The sequence below is a fragment of the Solemya velum gill symbiont genome (assembly GCF_002020255.1).
Classification (GTDB): domain Bacteria; phylum Pseudomonadota; class Gammaproteobacteria; order Chromatiales; family Chromatiaceae.
Genome location: NZ_MPQG01000027.1, coordinates 1 through 18,040, shown reverse-complemented (window position 1 = coordinate 18,040; position 18,040 = coordinate 1). Strand labels below are relative to the sequence as shown.

Annotated in this window: 18 protein-coding genes and 1 riboswitch; of the genes, 7 read left to right on the top strand and 11 right to left on the bottom strand. The window is 51.3% G+C overall.

Annotation, left to right across the window (positions count from 1 at the left end; genetic code table 11):
• Positions 1 to 435: 435 nt before the first annotated feature.
• The 6 genes from BOW06_RS12505 to BOW06_RS12480 all read right to left on the bottom strand — a co-directional run bounded on the left by BOW06_RS12505 (position 436) and on the right by BOW06_RS12480 (position 5,629).
• The gene (locus BOW06_RS12505) at positions 436 to 1,731 is read right to left on the bottom strand and encodes an ammonium transporter (RefSeq protein ID WP_078452891.1); all 1,296 of its coding nucleotides are present in this window, start codon (positions 1,729 to 1,731) and stop codon (positions 436 to 438) included.
• Positions 1,732 to 2,018: 287 nt separating this feature from the next.
• On the bottom strand, positions 2,019 to 3,737 hold the full coding sequence (locus tag BOW06_RS12500; protein WP_078454825.1) for a potassium channel family protein: 1,719 nt from the start codon (positions 3,735 to 3,737) through the stop codon (positions 2,019 to 2,021).
• A gap of 19 nt (positions 3,738 to 3,756) precedes the next feature.
• Positions 3,757 to 4,140 (bottom strand): DUF6394 family protein, encoded by a 384-nt coding sequence (locus tag BOW06_RS12495; RefSeq protein ID WP_043118736.1) that lies wholly within the window; start codon positions 4,138 to 4,140, stop codon positions 3,757 to 3,759.
• Positions 4,141 to 4,375: 235 nt separating this feature from the next.
• Positions 4,376 to 4,885 carry a sulfur carrier protein DsrE2 gene (gene dsrE2, locus BOW06_RS12490; RefSeq protein WP_043118734.1) on the bottom strand — a complete coding sequence of 170 codons (510 nt, stop codon included), beginning with the start codon at positions 4,883 to 4,885 and terminating at the stop codon, positions 4,376 to 4,378.
• A 37-nt stretch (positions 4,886 to 4,922) separates the two neighbouring features.
• Positions 4,923 to 5,153 carry a sulfurtransferase TusA family protein gene (locus tag BOW06_RS12485; protein ID WP_043118732.1) on the bottom strand — a complete coding sequence of 77 codons (231 nt, stop codon included), beginning with the start codon at positions 5,151 to 5,153 and terminating at the stop codon, positions 4,923 to 4,925.
• Positions 5,154 to 5,299: 146 nt separating this feature from the next.
• Positions 5,300 to 5,629, bottom strand: coding sequence for a rhodanese-like domain-containing protein (locus BOW06_RS12480; protein ID WP_043118731.1), 330 nt, complete (start codon positions 5,627 to 5,629; stop codon positions 5,300 to 5,302).
• Between the two features lie 95 nt (positions 5,630 to 5,724).
• On the opposite strand from BOW06_RS12480, the gene cysG reads away from it, so the two are divergent.
• Positions 5,725 to 7,137: a siroheme synthase CysG gene (gene cysG / locus BOW06_RS12475; protein ID WP_043118728.1), complete on the top strand. Its 1,413-nt coding sequence runs from the start codon at positions 5,725 to 5,727 to the stop codon at positions 7,135 to 7,137.
• 18 nt (positions 7,138 to 7,155) lie between these two features.
• Here the strand turns inward: cysG and grxD are convergent, their stop codons facing one another.
• Complete coding sequence (grxD, locus tag BOW06_RS12470; RefSeq protein ID WP_043118727.1) at positions 7,156 to 7,494, bottom strand: Grx4 family monothiol glutaredoxin; 339 nt, start codon at positions 7,492 to 7,494, stop codon at positions 7,156 to 7,158.
• Positions 7,495 to 7,566: 72 nt separating this feature from the next.
• Positions 7,567 to 9,342, bottom strand: a complete 1,776-nt coding sequence (locus BOW06_RS12465) for an N-acetylglutaminylglutamine amidotransferase (RefSeq protein WP_078452897.1) — start codon at positions 9,340 to 9,342, stop codon at positions 7,567 to 7,569.
• 173 nt (positions 9,343 to 9,515) lie between these two features.
• Between BOW06_RS12465 and BOW06_RS12460 the strand changes: the two genes are divergently transcribed.
• On the top strand, positions 9,516 to 10,118 hold the full coding sequence (locus BOW06_RS12460) for a TetR/AcrR family transcriptional regulator (RefSeq protein ID WP_052132339.1): 603 nt from the start codon (positions 9,516 to 9,518) through the stop codon (positions 10,116 to 10,118).
• A gap of 154 nt (positions 10,119 to 10,272) precedes the next feature.
• On the opposite strand, the gene BOW06_RS12455 is transcribed toward BOW06_RS12460, so the two are convergent.
• Complete coding sequence (locus BOW06_RS12455) at positions 10,273 to 10,452, bottom strand: hypothetical protein (RefSeq protein WP_043118726.1); 180 nt, start codon at positions 10,450 to 10,452, stop codon at positions 10,273 to 10,275.
• A riboswitch (cobalamin riboswitch) is annotated at positions 10,449 to 10,601 on the top strand. (Overlaps the previous gene by 4 nt.)
• Positions 10,602 to 10,662: 61 nt before the next feature.
• Here BOW06_RS12455 and BOW06_RS12450 point away from each other — a divergent pair.
• The 5 genes from BOW06_RS12450 to thiO are packed head-to-tail and all read left to right on the top strand — an operon-like array spanning position 10,663 to position 15,765.
• Entirely contained in the window at positions 10,663 to 12,600 is a 1,938-nt protein-coding gene (locus BOW06_RS12450) for a TonB-dependent receptor plug domain-containing protein (RefSeq protein WP_078454824.1), read from the top strand.
• A gap of 33 nt (positions 12,601 to 12,633) precedes the next feature.
• Positions 12,634 to 13,230, top strand: coding sequence for a cob(I)yrinic acid a,c-diamide adenosyltransferase (locus BOW06_RS12445; protein WP_305953071.1), 597 nt, complete (start codon positions 12,634 to 12,636; stop codon positions 13,228 to 13,230).
• On the top strand, positions 13,227 to 13,691 hold the full coding sequence (locus tag BOW06_RS12440; RefSeq protein ID WP_052132337.1) for an FKBP-type peptidyl-prolyl cis-trans isomerase: 465 nt from the start codon (positions 13,227 to 13,229) through the stop codon (positions 13,689 to 13,691). The genes BOW06_RS12445 and BOW06_RS12440 overlap by 4 nt, the downstream gene beginning before the upstream one ends.
• Positions 13,688 to 14,650: a 4-hydroxy-3-methylbut-2-enyl diphosphate reductase gene (gene ispH / locus BOW06_RS12435; RefSeq protein WP_078455067.1), complete on the top strand. Its 963-nt coding sequence runs from the start codon at positions 13,688 to 13,690 to the stop codon at positions 14,648 to 14,650. Before BOW06_RS12440 ends, ispH begins: the two co-directional genes overlap by 4 nt.
• A gap of 23 nt (positions 14,651 to 14,673) precedes the next feature.
• Positions 14,674 to 15,765 carry a glycine oxidase ThiO gene (gene thiO, locus BOW06_RS12430; RefSeq protein WP_078454822.1) on the top strand — a complete coding sequence of 364 codons (1,092 nt, stop codon included), beginning with the start codon at positions 14,674 to 14,676 and terminating at the stop codon, positions 15,763 to 15,765.
• 65 nt (positions 15,766 to 15,830) lie between these two features.
• Here thiO and BOW06_RS12425 read toward each other — a convergent pair whose 3' ends face one another.
• Complete coding sequence (locus tag BOW06_RS12425) at positions 15,831 to 16,424, bottom strand: hypothetical protein (protein WP_078452896.1); 594 nt, start codon at positions 16,422 to 16,424, stop codon at positions 15,831 to 15,833.
• On the bottom strand, positions 16,421 to 17,920 hold the full coding sequence (locus tag BOW06_RS12420) for a glycosyltransferase family 39 protein (RefSeq protein ID WP_078459049.1): 1,500 nt from the start codon (positions 17,918 to 17,920) through the stop codon (positions 16,421 to 16,423). Before BOW06_RS12420 ends, BOW06_RS12425 begins: the two co-directional genes overlap by 4 nt.
• Between the last annotated feature and the right edge of the window lie 120 nt (positions 17,921 to 18,040).

The following is an 18,040-nucleotide window of genomic DNA, read 5'->3' as shown; positions in this document are numbered from 1 at the left end:
TTCTGGACGATCTCTTCCGGTTTGTGTCGCTTGATTCCCATTTTTGGTCCTCCGTTTTTCTCATCATAAGGGTGGACCAACTTATTGGGGGAGGATCATTAACACGCAGACTTGTGCGTCGCATTATTATTTATGGGTGGGCAAAGTTTTTCTTATATGCAGGATGCATCTGGCGCTGCACCCCATGGCCTGGTCCGTCGCTGTCGAAGCCAGCTCAAAGCCACGGATCAAGCGAAAGGGTGTCTGAATAAACGCAGTGAGTAAGTTCCCTGTAGCGCCGTGGTTTGAGCGATCAGGCGAAGACATGGCGAGCCAAGCCATGGTGTGTAGTGCAATTCCTGCTACTACCAGTGAATCGCCCCAAGCATTAAACGCAAGAAAAAGGGCCGGAATCGACATCTCGACCCCAGCCCCGTTTTTTCACATCACGACAGGTCAGATATCGTAGCCACGCTCCTCGTGCGCCACAATATCAAGGCCCTGAATCTCCTCTTCAGGCGTAACCCGAAGACCGGATGTAAGAATGCCTGTCACCTTCAACAGCAGCCAGGTGACAACCGCAGTAAAGATAATGGTGGTAAGCATACCGATCAACTGTACACCGACCTGCCCACCCATGCTTTCTATGCCTTCAGCAAATCCGTATCCGCTGAATACACCAAGGCTGGTCGCTGAAAAAATACCGACCATGAAGATGCCGAGCATACCGCCCACACCATGCACCGGGAAGACATCAAGAGAATCATCGATTTTCAGAACCTGTTTGAGAGTAATCGTTGCCGAGTAACAGACTCCACCGGCAAGCAGTCCGATAACCAGTGCGCCACCAGGACCAACGAAACCGGATGCTGGGGTGATGGTACCAAGTCCAGCCACCATTCCGGTGACTGCACCAAGTGCACTTGGACGTCCATGCTTGATCCATTCAATCGCACCCCAGGTCAATGCACCGGTTGCAGCAGAGATATGCGTAACCAGCATCGCCATGGCCGCATTGCCATCTGATGCCAGCGCACTACCACCGTTAAATCCGAACCAGCCAACCCAAAGCATACCCGCACCAGTCACAGTCATGGTCATGTTATGTGGAGGCATTGCAGTGGTTCCGAAGCCCTTGCGCGGACCGATGACAATCGCTGCAACCAGGGCCGCAACACCTGCCGTAATATGCACCACTGCACCACCGGCAAAGTCGTAAAAACCCATTTTTGAAAGCCAGCCACCGCCCCACACCCAGTGAGTCACAGGTACATAGACACACAGCAGCCACAGGGCACTGAATATCAGCATTGCGGAAAATTTCATGCGCTCTGCATAACCACCGACGATCAGGGCCGGGGTGATGATTGCAAAAGTCATCTGAAACAGCATAAAGAGCGCTTCCGGAATATCACCTGACAGTGATTCGCGATCAATTCCAGCCATCATGACCCTGCTGAAATCACCGATGTAATCCCCACCCTCGCCAAATGCCAGGCTGTAACCGATCACCAGCCACAGAATTGAAGAGATACCTGCAATCGAAAAACACTGCATCAGTACAGAAAGCACATTTTTGGTGCGTACCAGGCCGCCATAAAATAGTGCAAGTCCGGGCAGGGTCATGAACAGCACAAGGGCCGTCGAAGTCAGTATCCAGGAAGTATTGGCACTGTTGATGGTGTCAGCGGCTGCTGTTCCCGAAAAACCCAGGGCAAGTAGTAGGCCCCAGATGCGAATATTGGATAACATGAATCACTCCCTAATAAATGAATAACTGTTAGAGGGCTTTATTAGCAATAAACATGCCAGCTAACGAATCAGGAGGATAGGCCATATTAGGGAGGGATGTTGCACTATATTGGTGCATTTCTTACACGACTGCACATTTTTAGTGCATGCATAAAGAAAAAGCCAGCGTACCGAGCAACCGGCACACTGGCGAACTGAGTCAAAGGGGAGTCACAACTGGCAATTATTCGGTGGAGCCACCCAGAGCCGAACTCGCCAGTTACTAATATGACAAGTCAACTTTGAGTTTAGTTCAATCCGGCAGGGATTTTTTTCTTTCCGTTAAAAAAACGCATCAAGGGACTACGTGGCTGGACCTCCCCGGTGAGGATATATTCGAGCACGACAGGATTCTGCAGTGTCCAGTCAATACGGTTACGAACAGCGGGGCTACTGGCCCACAGAATCCGATCCCATGTTTTCAGTTCCCTGCCTGCGTCAGGTAGCAAAATGAACTCCCCTTCACTTTCGATCAGCAGGGCAATCATGGGCAGTTGCTCTTCACGTTCAGATGGGCTGCTGGCGAGATCGCCTACCGTCACACGCGTGCCTGACTCAATCGCCTTGCAGACCGCCTCTGCCTCGTTACAGTCGACACTCAGTTCCCATACATCCGGCACCCTGTCACTACTGATAGCGATCATTCGACTGACAAGTTCACACGCCCAGTCGTCATCCTTCTTACGTGCCAGATCCATGAAGTGGTGCAACATTGGCGTAACCAAAAGCATGCGAATCCTGCTGGCAATGATGTGACTTGGGTGCATCACGATATCTGCACTGATTGCATCGACTATCGACTGGTTTGAGCGCTTGTTCTGGCGCAAGATGACAAACAGGTCACTATTGATCTCTTTCGCCGTCATGATAATCGAGAGGTTATCTACGTCATTGTCAGTTCCGGCGATAATACCAACTGAATTCTCGATATCGGCCTCTCTGAGGGTTTCCGCCTCAGTGCCACGACCAGTTACCGTATCTGTATGCGGACTGCCCGTCTTCTCCGGCGTTGCCTCGATCACGGTAACCTCGATCCCCTCGTCAACAAGAATTTCGTATACTGCCTTGCCGAAACGGCCGAATCCGCAGAGAATCCACTTGCCGTGCTTTGGTGGGTAGACGGGCTCTGTCAGGGGCGCATGCGACAGACTGCTGAGCCACTGGCGCAACAGGTAAAGACCGGGGGCCTGCAATGCCATTGATAGATGCGTCGAGAAGGTTTCAAATGGATCTACAACATAATCCGTTCCAAAGGACTCCATATTGGCCTCAATGGTGGCCGAGTCTGCGCGACAGATCACCTGCTTGGTCGGATTCAGCAACTTGCTGGTCAAGGCAATCTTGAGATTCACCAGGTTACTGCTGGTCAGGCCAACCACACCTGAGCACATTGGGTGCTTGAGCCCCGCTCGCACAAGCGTGTCAGGTTCTGCAGCATTGCCGATGAAAGCCGGCACATCCGCACGCAGATTGTGTAGAGTGAGCGCCGAAATCGTCTCAGGGTCCTTGTCCACAACCACAACGTGCTGGTGGTGGTCGGTCAGGTCGCGACACAATTCACTACCCACTGCACCATAGCCGGTGAGTAGATAAAAGGGTTCCGAGATTTTCCTCACTCGACGGCTGAAACGGTTGGTTGTCAGCGCCATCTGAAAAGCATCTGCCTTAACCAGGGCAAGCAGGATACCAAGTGCATAGATCCAGGCAATTACTGTCGCGTAGAGAGAGAGCAAAACCCACATACGTTGCGCATCAGTAAACTCGTGGGGAATCTCGCCAAAACCGATGGTCGTTGCCATGAAACTGACAAAATAGAAGGCGTGAAAGAAATCCATGTGCCATGGATTTCCACTGGCATCCTGCCCCGGAATCAGCACCATACCCAGCACAGCGACGGTATACACCATCAGCAGCGTCAGCAGTGGCTGACGCATGCTCCTGAAGACGAGATAGACGATACTATCCATGATAAATGCTCATAGCCTGTTAGCGGCGTATGATGACTGTTTCTATCAGCAGCAGGACAACCGAGATGATATTGGCAAGGAAGGCGCCCGCCGAGAGAGAAACGATACTAACCATGACGGCACTGGAGAGTGGCTGATTCATGCCGTGGACAACCACTGCCCAGATGACTGCAGCAACAATCAGCTGCAGCACAGCAACCAGGCTGGTTGAAAGCAATACTGCCCCCATCTGCGTTCTGTCACCAAACTTGAGAATGGTCGCGATCAGGTTCACCACGATGACAGCAAACAGTTCGTAGACTGGGTGGTGGGCCGGGTTCTCTATGTCGCCGAGGATAAAACCAAAGTTAAGCGTCAGCGCCAGGACGATAAAGAAGCTGAAAATGACTTTTTCAGAATTCATCGGGTGCTCCCATTTATATTGTTATGGATTATTTTAGTGATCATAGCGCTTGATCACACATGGCTGCAATCTACATTCGCCGCTCCATGACATCCATGTCACCGTGACCTACATGGATGTAGGGAATGTCGGCGATGCAGGAGCATTTACCGACCGGCATACAGTACATCCTGTACAAAAAAAACGCCACCCTTGTGAGGTGGCGTCCGAAGAGCATGTATATAGGGGGGATGAATTAAATATACATGCAGATATCACTTTCACCGGCGAATTCGAAGAATGCGGCAGCGCCGGCATACTCGATTCCATCGATAAAGTCAGAGTGATCAAAACCAAACAGCTCAACTGTCATCTGGCAGGCAATGAATTTAACTTCGGCCTCCTGACACAGTTCACGCAGTTCAGCGATAGACGCAACGCCATTGTTGGCGATTGTCTGTTTCATCAGTACAGTTGCCAGCGACTCATAGCCAGGAACGTTAGCCTGGATAATGTTCGGGATGTTCCAGTTGATATCTTTGAACCACTGGGGTCCGAAAGGCATCTTCATTGGCATGCCAGGATTGCCCAGCGGGCTGACCTTGAGGCCACTGACATCTTTCTTCAGCAGCTGCAAACCATAGAATGTTGAGAAAACCTGGACTTCGTAGCCGAGTGCTGCAGCTGTTGATGCAAGAATGAACGGAGGATATGCCCAGTCAAGCGTACCCTTGGTTGCGATAATTGCTAATTTTTTCTGTTCCACTGTTCTACTCCTCCGTCGGAAATTTTAATTATATCAATTAAGTCTTCTTCATCAGGAAGTGAAATTTACCGCCTTCTTCACTTGATTCCATCAGCTCGTTACCAGTCTGCTTGGCGAAAGCTTCAAAATCCTTTACTGAACCCGGGTCAGTCGCAATGATGTGCAGTACCTTGCCTGCTTCCATTCCGGTCAGTGCTTTCTTTGCACGCAGGATAGGCAGTGGGCAGTTCAGTCCGCTTGCGTCGAGTTCTTCATCAAAATCAGCCATTGGAAACCTCCAGGTCAGGGCGTTGTAATTGAATCGTAGTATGTTCTTATATTCAAAAACACCGAAGAACGCAAGTCAATTTTTATGCTGCACTGCAGTGTTATTTGAAAATAATTGTTAATTAACCAGTGCTTACCACCTGTCTTTTATGCAGCACGTGTTGTGATTTCATAGCCACTATGCGCCCAACTGATGATACCGCCACGCAGATTAATCACGTTGGAGATCCCCTGCTGCATCAGATAAGCACATGCATGATATGAGCGCGCACCGCTGCGACAGTAGAGAATAATCTCCTTGTCATCGGGAAAATCCTGCATCTTCAGCGGGATCAGGTGCATGGGCAAAAACTCCGAATTGGGCAAAATACCCTGCGCAACCTCGGCCTCGCTACGGATGTCATAAAGGACAAAATTATCTTCGGCATCCATACGGCGCTTGAGCTCATCCGCATCTATCTCTTCAATCGTCATCATACGAGTAAGAGCAACTCTATTAATCGAGAAAGCGGTATATTATACTTTACTGATATTTATCAGGCAAACCTGACTCATCTCCCACGGGATTCTGTATGGATTTTTTACCTATCTTCCTCTCCATCAAGGAGAAAAGCTGCGTTGTTATTGGCGGCGGTGATGTCGCCACGCGCAAAATTGCCTCGCTGCTGCGAGCAGGTGGCAAGGTAACAGTCATTGCACCTCAACTTTCGGCATCCAACCAGAAGCTCGCCGACAACGGCAAGATTGAGCACCATGCGCGTGAATACAAGGATGCCGATCTCGACAATGCAACGTTAGTCATAGCGGCTACAGATGACGAATCCACAAATGCAGAGATAGCAAAACATGCCCAGGAACAAGGCATCCCGGTCAACGTAATCGACAATCCCGAAAACGGCAGCTTCATCATGCCTTCTATTATCGATCGCTCACCGGTTATTGCAGCCGTTTCAACCGGCGGTGCCTCTCCGGTGCTGGCACGCTTGATTCGCACGCGTCTCGAATCCCTGATTCCTGCAGGCTATGGCCGCCTTGCTGAGCTCTGCGGTCTCTATCGCGATAACGTCAAACAGCTCTTTTCAGACCCCAAGGACCGCCGTCGTTTCTGGGACACTATCCTGCAGGGCGGTGTTGCCGAGCGTGTCTTTACCGGACACATGGAAGAGGCTGATGCAGCCATGCAAAAGGCCCTGGAAACAGCTGATCCTAATCCGGGCATGGGCGAAGTCTACCTCGTCGGTGGCGGCCCTGGTGATCCTGACCTGCTCACTTTCCGCGCCTTGCGCTGTATGCAGCAGGCTGATGTGGTTGTCTATGATCGACTCGTCGCCAAGCCGGTTCTCGATATGACACGTTGCGATGCCGAGCGTATCTATGTTGGTAAAGAGCGTGATAACCACGCCATGCGCCAGGAGGAGATCAACAAGCTGCTGGCAAGACTGGCGAAGGAAGGCAAGCGCGTGGTGCGCCTCAAGGGCGGTGATCCCTTCATCTTCGGACGCGGCGGTGAGGAGATTGACACGCTTGCCGAAGAGGGAATCCCCTTCCAGGTTATTCCCGGTATTACTGCAGCATCGGGTTGCGCTTCCTATTCAGGTATTCCGCTGACACACAGGGATTATGCGCAATCGGTCACCTTTGTTACCGGGCACCTGAAAGACAACAGCATGAATCTCAACTGGCAGCAGCTGGCACAACCGCACCAGACGGTCGTCTTTTACATGGGCCTCAAGGGTCTTCCGGTGATTTCACGCGAACTGCAGAAGCACGGACGTTCACCGGACACACCTGCTGCGCTGGTACAACAGGGCACCACGCACATGCAGCGCGTCTTTACCGGTACGCTTGAGACAATCGTGGAAATTGTTGAACGCGAGCAACCAAAACCACCGACGCTGATTATTGTCGGGGAAGTGGTCGAGTTGCACGACAAGCTCTCATGGTACAAGGCACCGGAGTCATCCGAGCAGGGTGCAACTTCATAACAGGGAGGATGCCTGGAATCAGGCGTCCTCTTCTGCCGGCCACTTCTTGCCAGCCTCTTCCACCATCTTTTGCAGGTCACCGCTCTCGTGCATTTCGAGGGTGATGTCACAGCCACCAATCAGCTCTCCGTCAATATAGATCTGCGGAAATGTCGGCCAGTCGGCATAACGTGGCAGGTTTTCGAACACTTCAGGATCAGCCAGGATGTTGACATAGGCAAACTTCACACCGCAATCCTGCAGCGCTGCAGCTGCACGTGACGAGAAACCGCACTGTGGAAACTGGGGCGTGCCCTTCATATAGATAATGATCGGGTTTGACTCGACCTGCTCTTTGATTCTGTCCAATACGTCCATTCTGCGTTCCTGTAAAAAACTGTGTTAATAAATTTTATTCTACTATCGTGCCTGTCAGCCACAAATTCAACCCTAAAGACCCTGACGTTGCAGCCAGTATTCGAAAACTGCCAGGTGCCACAACTTGCTGCCCTGGATCCTGGTGTGGTGCATCTCCGGTGCCGCCAGCAGCATATCGATATAGTCACGACTGAACAAGCCACGTTCACGACAGCACTGTGAATCGAGGATATCACGCATGAATTCGAGAAATTCACCACGTACGTACTTGAGCGCAGGCATCGGAAAGTAGCCCTTGGGCCTGTCGATCACCGAATCGGGAACGATTCCCCTGGCGATGCGCTTGAGCAGATATTTTCCATCCTCCTTGAGACGTGTCTCCGGTGGACAGCGCGCGGCCAGTTCGACCAGTTCGTGGTCAAGAAAAGGTACGCGTGCCTCAAGCCCCCACGCCATGGTCATGTTATCGACACGCTTGACCGGGTCGTCGACAATCAGGGTGGTCACGTCCAGGCGTAAAACCTGGTCAAGAAAAGTATCCGCATCCGCAGCATTCAGTGCATCCGCTACATAGTCACCAGTAATATCACCGGTATGCCATGGAGAATTCATCATGCGCAAGTACTCGGGATTGTCGCGATCGAAATAGTGCTTTCGAAAACGATCAAGACGCGATCCCTCACTCTCGGCAAGCATGCGGGAATACCAGAAATAGCCACCGAACACTTCGTCGGCACCCTGTCCTGACTGTACCACCTTGATCTGTTGTGAAACCTGTTCGGCCAACAGGTAGAAAGCGACCGCATCCTGTCCAAACATGGGTTCAGCCATGTTGTCGACTGCTTCCGGCAGGCGTTTCAACACTTCCTCGTTTGGAACAAGGAACTTGTGATGTCGTGGCTGGTAACGATCCACCACCTGGTCCGAATATTCAAATTCGCTGCCCTTCTCTTCCGGCTGATCCTCGAATCCGACTGAGAAAGTACGAATATCCTCCATGCCGAGTTCCGCCAGCAAGGCGACCAGCAGGCTTGAATCCAAACCGCCGGAAAGTAATACACCGACTGGCACATCGGCGACATCGTTACGCCTCTGCACGGCTGTTCGTAGCGCTGCATGAATCGCCTCAACCCATTCGTCATCACTCAGAGCCTGTGGCAGCCTGGTTGCATCGAGATGCCAGTACCTTGCAGTGCTGATTTCACCATTCGCAGTGATGCGTATTTGGTGTCCCGGCTCAAGCTTGCGGATACCACTGATGACAGTGCGTGGAGCTGGCACCACCGCATGCAGGGTGAACTGGAAATGGAGTGCTTCTGCATCCAGCGAGGTATCAATATCGCCGGCAGCCAAAAGCGCCTGCGTGTTGGAGGCAAAACGGAAGCGCCGCTGATCATGCGAGTAGTAAAACGGCTTGATGCCAAAACGGTCTCGCACAGCAAACAGGCTTTGATCACGCGAGTCGTGAATCACAAAGGCAAACATGCCGTGAAAACGTTCGACGCACTGCTCACCCCAGGCGTGGTATGCCTTGATGATGACCTCGGTGTCACCACCAGAGAAGAAGCTGTAACCCATGCCCTGGAGCTGGGCACGCAGCTCAATGTAGTTATAAATTGCACCATTGAAAACAATGGCCAGGCCGAGTGTCTCGTCAACCATTGGCTGGTGCGAACGATCGGTCAGGTCAATGACCGAGAGTCGTCGATGTCCGAAGGCGAGTGTTCCCTTTCTGAGTGTGCCGGCATCATCCGGCCCGCGACGTTCAAGACGCGACAGCATGTCAGTGAGGCGTTGCTCCTCTACTGCTTGACCATCAAAACGCAACTCACCACAGATACCACACATATGACCTCGTCCAGACTGAATTAAACCATTGCCATCATACCATTCCGGATACACTGCAAGTGTCTCGGGTTTGCTGCCCGGTTTGATATAGATAACAGCCATCACCTATACTGGCATGACAGATTTGGCTAACAGCTGATCATTACAAGCTTCTTTCCACGACGAGTTGCAGTGTGATTAAAAAAAGCGAACGCACAAAACAGAAGATTATCCAGACAGCCAACCGTCTGTTCTACCGCCGTGGGTACAACCGCACCTCCTTTACCGACATCGTCGACGCCTCGGGCGTCCCGCGCGGAAATATCTACTATTACTTCCGCACCAAGGACGAAATTCTTCTCGCCACCCTGGAACACAGGATGAGCAACATCGAGAAGATGTTGAATGACTGGGATCAGAGATACGAAACACCACAGGAGCGACTGAAGCGTTTCGTCAAGGTACTGATTGCAGGACACGAGGCAACCTCACTGTATGGTTGCCCTATCGGCAGCATCAATATGGAACTTGGTAAAGAACAGCCCGAACTGCAAGCGCATGCCGGGCGTATGTTCCGTCGTTTGCTCGATTACTTCAGGTACCAGTTCGAAGCGATGGGGCATTCAGCACAACACTCCCGCCACCACGCGATGCAACTCTTGTCACGTGCGCAGGGCATCAGCATGATGACGCACGTAATGCGTGATCCGCAGATCATGCAGGATGCCGAGTCTGAGATCGAACACTGGATCGACACCCTGATACCAAATCCCACTATTCCGGACAAGCCTGCCTGACACTCCTCACAGAGCGCCCTGCATTTGTGCGTCGCACAATCCATAATCATTGTAAGTATCTGTTTTGTCTGTGTTTTTTTGTGATATTTTTAATTGAGATGAGGGCGATTTTATGAGAATATAAGCAACTGATAATACACCTCAACGGACAGTCTCAATGGGCTTCATGAAAACATGCCGCATCCGTAAACCAGGCTTCTGCCTCGGCCTGCAGATGACAGTTGTCACTCTCCTGGTTGCCTCCCTCTCCTACCTGCTTCTGTCTCTGTTCCTGGTCGGCTAACAAGCAGATAACATCCATTTTCTTGACCCACTGAAGTAATTCACCTAGCATTCGCCTCCTTGTCAGGTGCCCTCAACTGCCGTCTTCAAAGATTGGTAACAGGGATAATCGGGAAGTTGGTGAGATGCCAACACTGCCCCCGCAACGGTAAATCGCGTTTAGCGATGAGTCCGGAGACCGGCCTGGCAAATAGGTGACAGGAACACACTCCTGTCGTTATTTTTTCAGGACGCGGTGGGCGTCCCTCACCTGGAACATGTTATGCGTACTCCCCTTCTGCTTGCAGCCCTGCTGTTACCCGCACTGGCTTTTGCAACCAATAATGAACTCCTCATCGTCATCACGGCAACCGGTAACGAAACGCCATTGAACCAATCTCCCGGTACAACCCTGGTAGTCACCAGCGAGGAGATGAAAAAGCATGGGGACACCCACGTCGCCGATGCACTGCGTCGTCTCCCTGGCATCACCTTCGCCACCAATGGTCCCGCCGGACAAACCACCTCACTGTTTGCACGTGGCACCAATTCAAACCATACACTGGTGATGCTGGACGGCATGGTGCTCAACGATCCCTCGTCACCTGCCGGTGCATTTGATTTCTCAACACTGAGTGTCGACAGCATTGACAGCATCGAGGTTGTCTACGGGCCTGTCAGCACTCTCTACGGCTCTGCTGCAGCTGGTGCCGTGATCAATATGATTTCAAAAAAACCACTACAGAGATCTCAACGCAGCTTTCAGCTTGCTGCCGGCAGCAATGAACATCTTGAATCAGGATTATCTGTCAGTGGCAGGAAAAATCGATTCAGTTACCTGCTGTCACTGGCACACCAGCAGTCGGATGGTGAGACCAGCGTGTTACAGAGAGCGGAGTATGGCAACACCAGTCAAGCGGTAGAGGATGATAGTTTCAGAAACAGCCGCCTGACAAGCAAACTTGGCTGGCAACTCAGCGACACCACGGCAATCAACCTGCTGGCCTATAGCAAGCACAGCATGAACGAGATAGACGAGTGGCTGTTTGAAGACAGGGACTGGCGTATTGAGAGTAGTGAACAAGGTGCGCAGCTCAACCTCAGCCATCGCCCGCAGCATGCAGAGTGGGACGCATCGGTTTCGCTTCGATATCTCTCCACGCAACGTGATTCCGACAACTCGCGACAACTGCCAACAGAAAACTTCATCAAAAACAGCTTCGACGGCACCAGGAAAGAGCTGGAAACCAGGCTAAACTATTTTGCCCGTGAAGAGCACATACTCAGCCTGATTAGCAACTGGACAAACACAGCCATGCGCAGTTCCGGAACCTCTCGTTACGGTTCAATCTATGGCGACTTTGTTATCGATGAGTCAACTCATGCCGATACAAATAACCTCAGCCTTGCACTGCAGGATCAGTGGCAGGGAAAACAGGGGCTCTCGATTACCGGCAGCCTGCGCAGCGACTGGCATGATGCCTTTGGCCAGCATACCACGTGGCGACTGGCAGCAAACCAGTCATTTGCTGATGCGCGTGGTCGCCTGCACTTTGCTGCTGGCACTGGCTTCAGGGCCCCGACACTGAACGAGTTGTACGGCTTTTCACCAACAAATTATGGTACGGCATACCGGGGTAATCCCGCCCTGCGCCCGGAAGAGAGCGAAACGCTCGAAGCCGGTATTGAATACCAGTTTAAACAGCCTGCTATCAAGGCTGGAATACGGTTCTACCGAACAGAGTTCAAAAACCTGATCCATACGACCTACGATCTCGATCACAACAGTACCAGCGAGAATATCAGCAAGGCCAATATCAATGGCGCTGAAATCACGCTGAACTGGCAAGCCGACCGGCGCACCTCGGTTAACTTCAACTACAGCTACGCTGACGCAATCGATAATGATAGCGGTGAAACACTGCTGCGCCGTCCGCTTCACCAGGCCAACCTGATGATCGATTTCGCCCAGACAGACCGTCTCTCACACTGGCTCCAGGTGCACTATACCGGTAAGCGCTACGATATCAGCCCGGTGACGTACAGCAGCACTGAAATGGCCGCCTATACCCTGGTCAATATCGGCAGCCACTATCGCTGGAGTGACACGCTTACACTGTATGGCAAGGTGACCAACCTGGGTGATATCAGCTATGAACCCGTGGCAGGTTACAAGGGAGCAGGCATCAGTGGAATTGCCGGATTCAACCTCCAGTTCTGAGCAAAACTGACATTTGCATGGAAAACACTGTAAATTACTCACCTTTCCGGACATATCCGGAACAAAATACGTAAACTGGAGAGGATTATCAGTATCTACACAAAAACCGGTGATGACGGCACCACCTCGCTCGCAAGAGGTGAACGACGAGCGAAAAGTGACGTACGTATCATGGCTATTGGTTCAATCGATGAGCTGAATGCCTGTATAGGCGTCGTCATTGCCACTCTAAAGCTACGTTCTGCACAGGCGTATAAAAGGGTCGATACCCTGAAACAGATTCAACAGCACCTGTTCGGTATTGGCGCCAGCCTGGCGCTCACAGAAGGACATGCACCGGGTGTGGCAGAAATCCAATGGATGGAACAGGAAATTGATCGTTTTGAGACGCAACTGCCTGAACTGAAAAACTTTATCCTGCCTGGTGGCTGCCGTGGAGCAGCCGAACTGCACCGTACACGTACAGTGTGCAGGCGAACTGAACGCGATCTCCTGCACCTTCAGGCGCAGGAAAAGGTAGAATCCGGGGTCACAATATATCTCAATCGGCTCTCGGATCTGCTCTTCATGATGGCGCGTGACGTCAACAAGCAGAGAGGCGTTGAGGAAGAGTACTGGACTACAGAATGAGTAACGACATCAATCAGCCGCCGGAAATCATTACTGGCAGCATCGTCACCATGCACTTCTCGCTATCGCTAACCGATGGTTCCGAGGCGATTTCCACCTTTGGCGAGGAGCCTGCACACTTTCAGATGGGTGACGGCACCCTGATGCCGACCCTGGAGATGGTGATCTTCGGGCTCAAACAGGGCGACAAGCATGAGCGCATTCTCAATGAACTGGAATCATTCGGTCCTCGTGACAGCAAACTCGTAAGTGAACTGCCGCTGAGCGACTTTCCTGATGACCTGCAGCCGGAACCCGGTCAGATCATCTCCTTCAGCGCAGACGACGGTGCCGAGGCGCCAGGTGAAATCCAGTCGGTCGAGGATGGCATTGTCACGGTTGATTTCAACCATCCGCTCGCTGGCAGGGATGTCATCTTCAAGGTGGAGATTCTCGAGGTACAAAACGGGGGGGCAATGTGAAGATACTGCTCGCCAATCCTCGTGGCTTCTGCGCAGGTGTCGACCGCGCGATCGAGATTGTCGAAAAGGCGCTCGATCTGTTGAAACCACCCATCTATGTTCGCCACGAAGTGGTGCATAACCGCTTTGTCGTCAATGGTCTAAAGCAACGTGGTGCAGTGTTTGTCGATGAACTCGATGATGTGCCTGACAATGGTACGGTCATTTTTTCTGCTCACGGCGTTGCCAAAGAGGTACAAGAAGAGGCGAAACGCCGTGGCTTGCAGGTATTTGATGCCACCTGCCCTCTTGTCACCAAGGTGCACATGGAAGTTGCACGACACTGTAAACAGGGCGACACCGTCATCCTGATCGGTCACAGGGGACATCCCGAAGTCGAGGGCACCATGGGGCAATACCTGTGCAATAACGATGACAACAAGGTCGGCAATATGCTGTTGGTTGAAACAGCGGAGGACGTTGCCCAGTTACAGGTGAAAGATCCTGACAAACTCGCCTATGTCACCCAGACCACCCTGTCGATGGATGACACCAAAACCGTCATCGAAGCGCTCAAAGAGCGCTTTCCGAACATCAACGGCCCGAAGAAAGACGATATCTGTTACGCCACGCAAAACCGCCAGAATGCAGTACGCAAGCTGGCAAGCAGCTGTGATCTCGTACTGGTCGTTGGCTCTCCAAACAGTTCAAACTCCAATCGCCTGCGTGAACTCGCAGAGAAGGAAGGCGTTAATGCATACCTGATAGATGGGCCAGAGGACATCCGCGAGGAGTGGCTGAATGGAGTTGAATCAGTCGGTATTACAGCAGGTGCTTCCGCTCCCGAAGTGCTGGTTGACAATGTCATTGCACATCTCGGCACACTGACACAAACCGTTGTGGAAACCATCGATGGTATGCGTGAGGATGTCACTTTTGTTCTACCGAAAAACATGCGTCAGCTCATTGAGCAGGCCTAACCTGATCTCTTAACGGATTCACTATGCAGTATCTCATTACAGGCGGCGGCATCATCGGCATGATGACCGCCCTGATGCTTCGACAGCAAGGCGCTGATGTAACACTAATCGATCGTCAACTTGCCGGACGCGAATCGACCTGGGCCGGTGGCGGCATCGTCTCACCACTCTACCCGTGGCGCTACCCGGAAAGCGTAACCCGGCTCGCAAGCCGTTCACAGGCGCTCTACCCCGAATTGACTGACTACCTGCTGGAGACCAGTGGCATTGATCCCGAGTATCTCATCAGCGGCATGCTCACCATTGCACCTGATAAAGAGCAGGATGCCCTGCAATGGGCCACTAAAAACCACAAGCAGTTGTCACGCATCCCGAAAGATGAAATCAGCGAACTGGAACCTGAGTTTGCACCAGATACCGAGAGTGCAATCTGGATGCCGGATGTTGCACAGGTACGCAATCCGCGCATTGCAAAATCGATGAGAGAAACCATCATCAGGCTTGGCGTTGAGCTACTTGAAGAGCATGAACTGCATGGCCTGGTGACCGACAGTGGCAAGGTAACTGGCGTGGAAACCAGCAAGGGCATTTTGCATGCCGACAACATTATCCTTTGCACAGGTGCCTGGACCGCTCAACTCGTCTCACTGTTCAGCGACCTGATTCCGGTTATTGAACCTGTACGTGGACAGATGATCCTGTTCAAGACTGCGCCTGATTTGATCAAGCACATCACCCTGTGGGAAGACAGGTACGCTATCCCGAGAAAGGATGGACGCATCCTGTTCGGCAGTACCGTTGAATACAGCGGTTTTATCAAGCAGACCACGGAGGATGCGGAAGCTGAACTATATGACGTTGTCACGAACCGGTATCCGATACTCAAGGAGTATGAAGTTGAACTGCAATGGGCAGGCCTGAGACCCGGCTCACCATCAGGCGTACCCTACATCGCACGTCATCCCGAATACGAGAACCTCTATATCAACGCGGGACATTTCCGCAACGGCGTGGTACTCGCACCAGCATCATGTGAACTGATGCTCAAACTGCTTGCAGGGACTGCGGATGAATCAGAATCCCATGATTACATGCTTGAGGCAGAACGTAGTTAAACAGACCTTCACTAATTGATTAGCCAAAATGAGATCTGCGTACACACCCTCTTCCCTGTATAGCACTATTGGCAAAACCATGCGCATTGACGCATATTCTTGCTGGTGCCAAGTATAATCTCTTTTGGAATATGATCCGCTGTCCCTGATCTCAATTTGTGAATTTGAAAAGCAAGGCCCCGATGATTCCCTTCTATGAGGGTACGCGGTGAATCAGGATCAATCGCAATACAAATCAGCTTATTGCTGAAGTCAAATGATCCGATTGATTCTCTGATTTTATCTACCTTCTCAAAATTGACTCCTTGCTCTTCAGGTAGCCCGGAAACATATATATCAGCAGCCTGGGCCAGTGTTTTGTTAAGACCGAAGACCTTGCACCAACCAGATTCACGGATAATCTTCATGTCACCAAATTCATCATTACTGATGTCGATGATCTGCCATTCAATATCCCGGGGTATTTCGCGCAGTAACGGAGTTCTCAGACGCCATAAAAGATGACGCCGTATATAGTTTTGCTTGGGGTCATTTACATCCGGGTTGGTAACAATTTCATCGAATTGTGAGCGAACATTATCGTAGAAGTGCTTGTACCACTCATTCCTTAAAAAAGCGGCGACAAAACTGTTTGCACTTATAGGATTGCTATTCTTCATCTTGTGTATATATTCGCATTAATTTCGTATGTCGCCATGCTGATCTTATACCCCTGCCAATGGTCAATAACCTTGTATTCATTACCCATTATGGCAAACAGATCCTGCTCCATACGCCCGGCACAACGACCATATCTTCCGATCACATGAATGACACCTGGCGGCCTGTTACCCGGCTGCAAGTATAAGGGCTGCCATTGATCTGCAGGAGTCTGCCTGATTCGTACCCTGCGCTTGCGGTGATTGAGATCAATCACGGCTGGCATCTCTTCATGCAGATAAAAATAGAGCGGATGATAGAGATACTCTTCACAGACCAGTACTGCTGCACCAGCTGAAACAGTCTGTTTCAACTGAACGCTCAATTCGGCCCATGCTTCTTTCTTGTAATGAGATAAATAGCCATAGGAAGAGCCCCCCAGAACAACGGTGAGAACTGCAACCCCGGCTATCCGAAGCCATCCTGCCTTGATTACTGTCATAGCCAGTGCGAGGCCTGTCATTGCAATCAAGTGCGATGGCATGATGGTTCGCAGCATGTACATGGGCTCAAAAAAGCCAGTCAACCAGATCAGAAGAGGTGGAAGAAGCATCAGGAGAATCAACAGAAGCGCAGTGCGCCTGTCACGACGAACAAGCCAGTAAAGAATACCTGTTACCGATAGCGCGACAAGAAACAGACTCACAACAAATGCAAACTTCTTGCCTGCCAGAAATGCCAGGCTACTGCTTCCAAACAGCATCATGTATTCAAAAAGCGCCTTTCCTGCACCTGGTTGCTTCAACCAGTTGAAGTTGGTCGAAGCACTTTCAAACCCCACCGGCAGCCATGGAAGCACGCTCACTCCTGCCAGCAGTACAACTATTACCGGTTGATAGAAAAAACGCCTGTTACATCCTGGCCGAATAAACAAGGCAGAAAAATATGCAATGCCGCTTGCAACCAGGTAGTGCATTGCAATCGGGTGTGAGTGCACCATTATAATGGCGCCAACAGCCATCAGCACCAGGTGTGACCGACACGGCTTGTCCTTGTTGTCACTCGACTTGACCATCTGCACCAATGACAACAGCAACAGTAGCCAGCCGACCGACAACAGTATGTAGTGCCGTGCCTCCTGGCTATAAAAGAGGTTCACATCTGATAAAAGCACAAAAAGGGCCAGCACAAAAGCAGCCCGATCACCTGCAATCGCCCTGCCGAGATACCAGGAAAGCATGACACTGATGGAGCCGAGAATTGCATCAGGCAGACGCAGCGCAAAAGCCCCATCACCTGGTGACCAGAAAAGAGATGTCAGAAGATAATATAGTGGTGGCTTGGTTGTTATGGACTGGGTCCAGAGCTCATAGGCTGAAAAAGTAGAGTGATAAGAGGTAAAAGCCTCATCCATCCAGATCGATTTTTCATCGAGGTTATACAAACGCAGCAATAGCGCGAATAAGCCAAACAGCATCGGCGACAGCATCACTGAGTAGTTCCACTTCACTTTCACGAGATGTCCCTGTTAATATCCTTCGCGGATTCAACTCACTAGTGCAACGGATGGGTTAATCCCGAAAAATACTTGATTGGGCGTTTTAATGCCAAGACATTTTCGGGGACGATTGTTCAG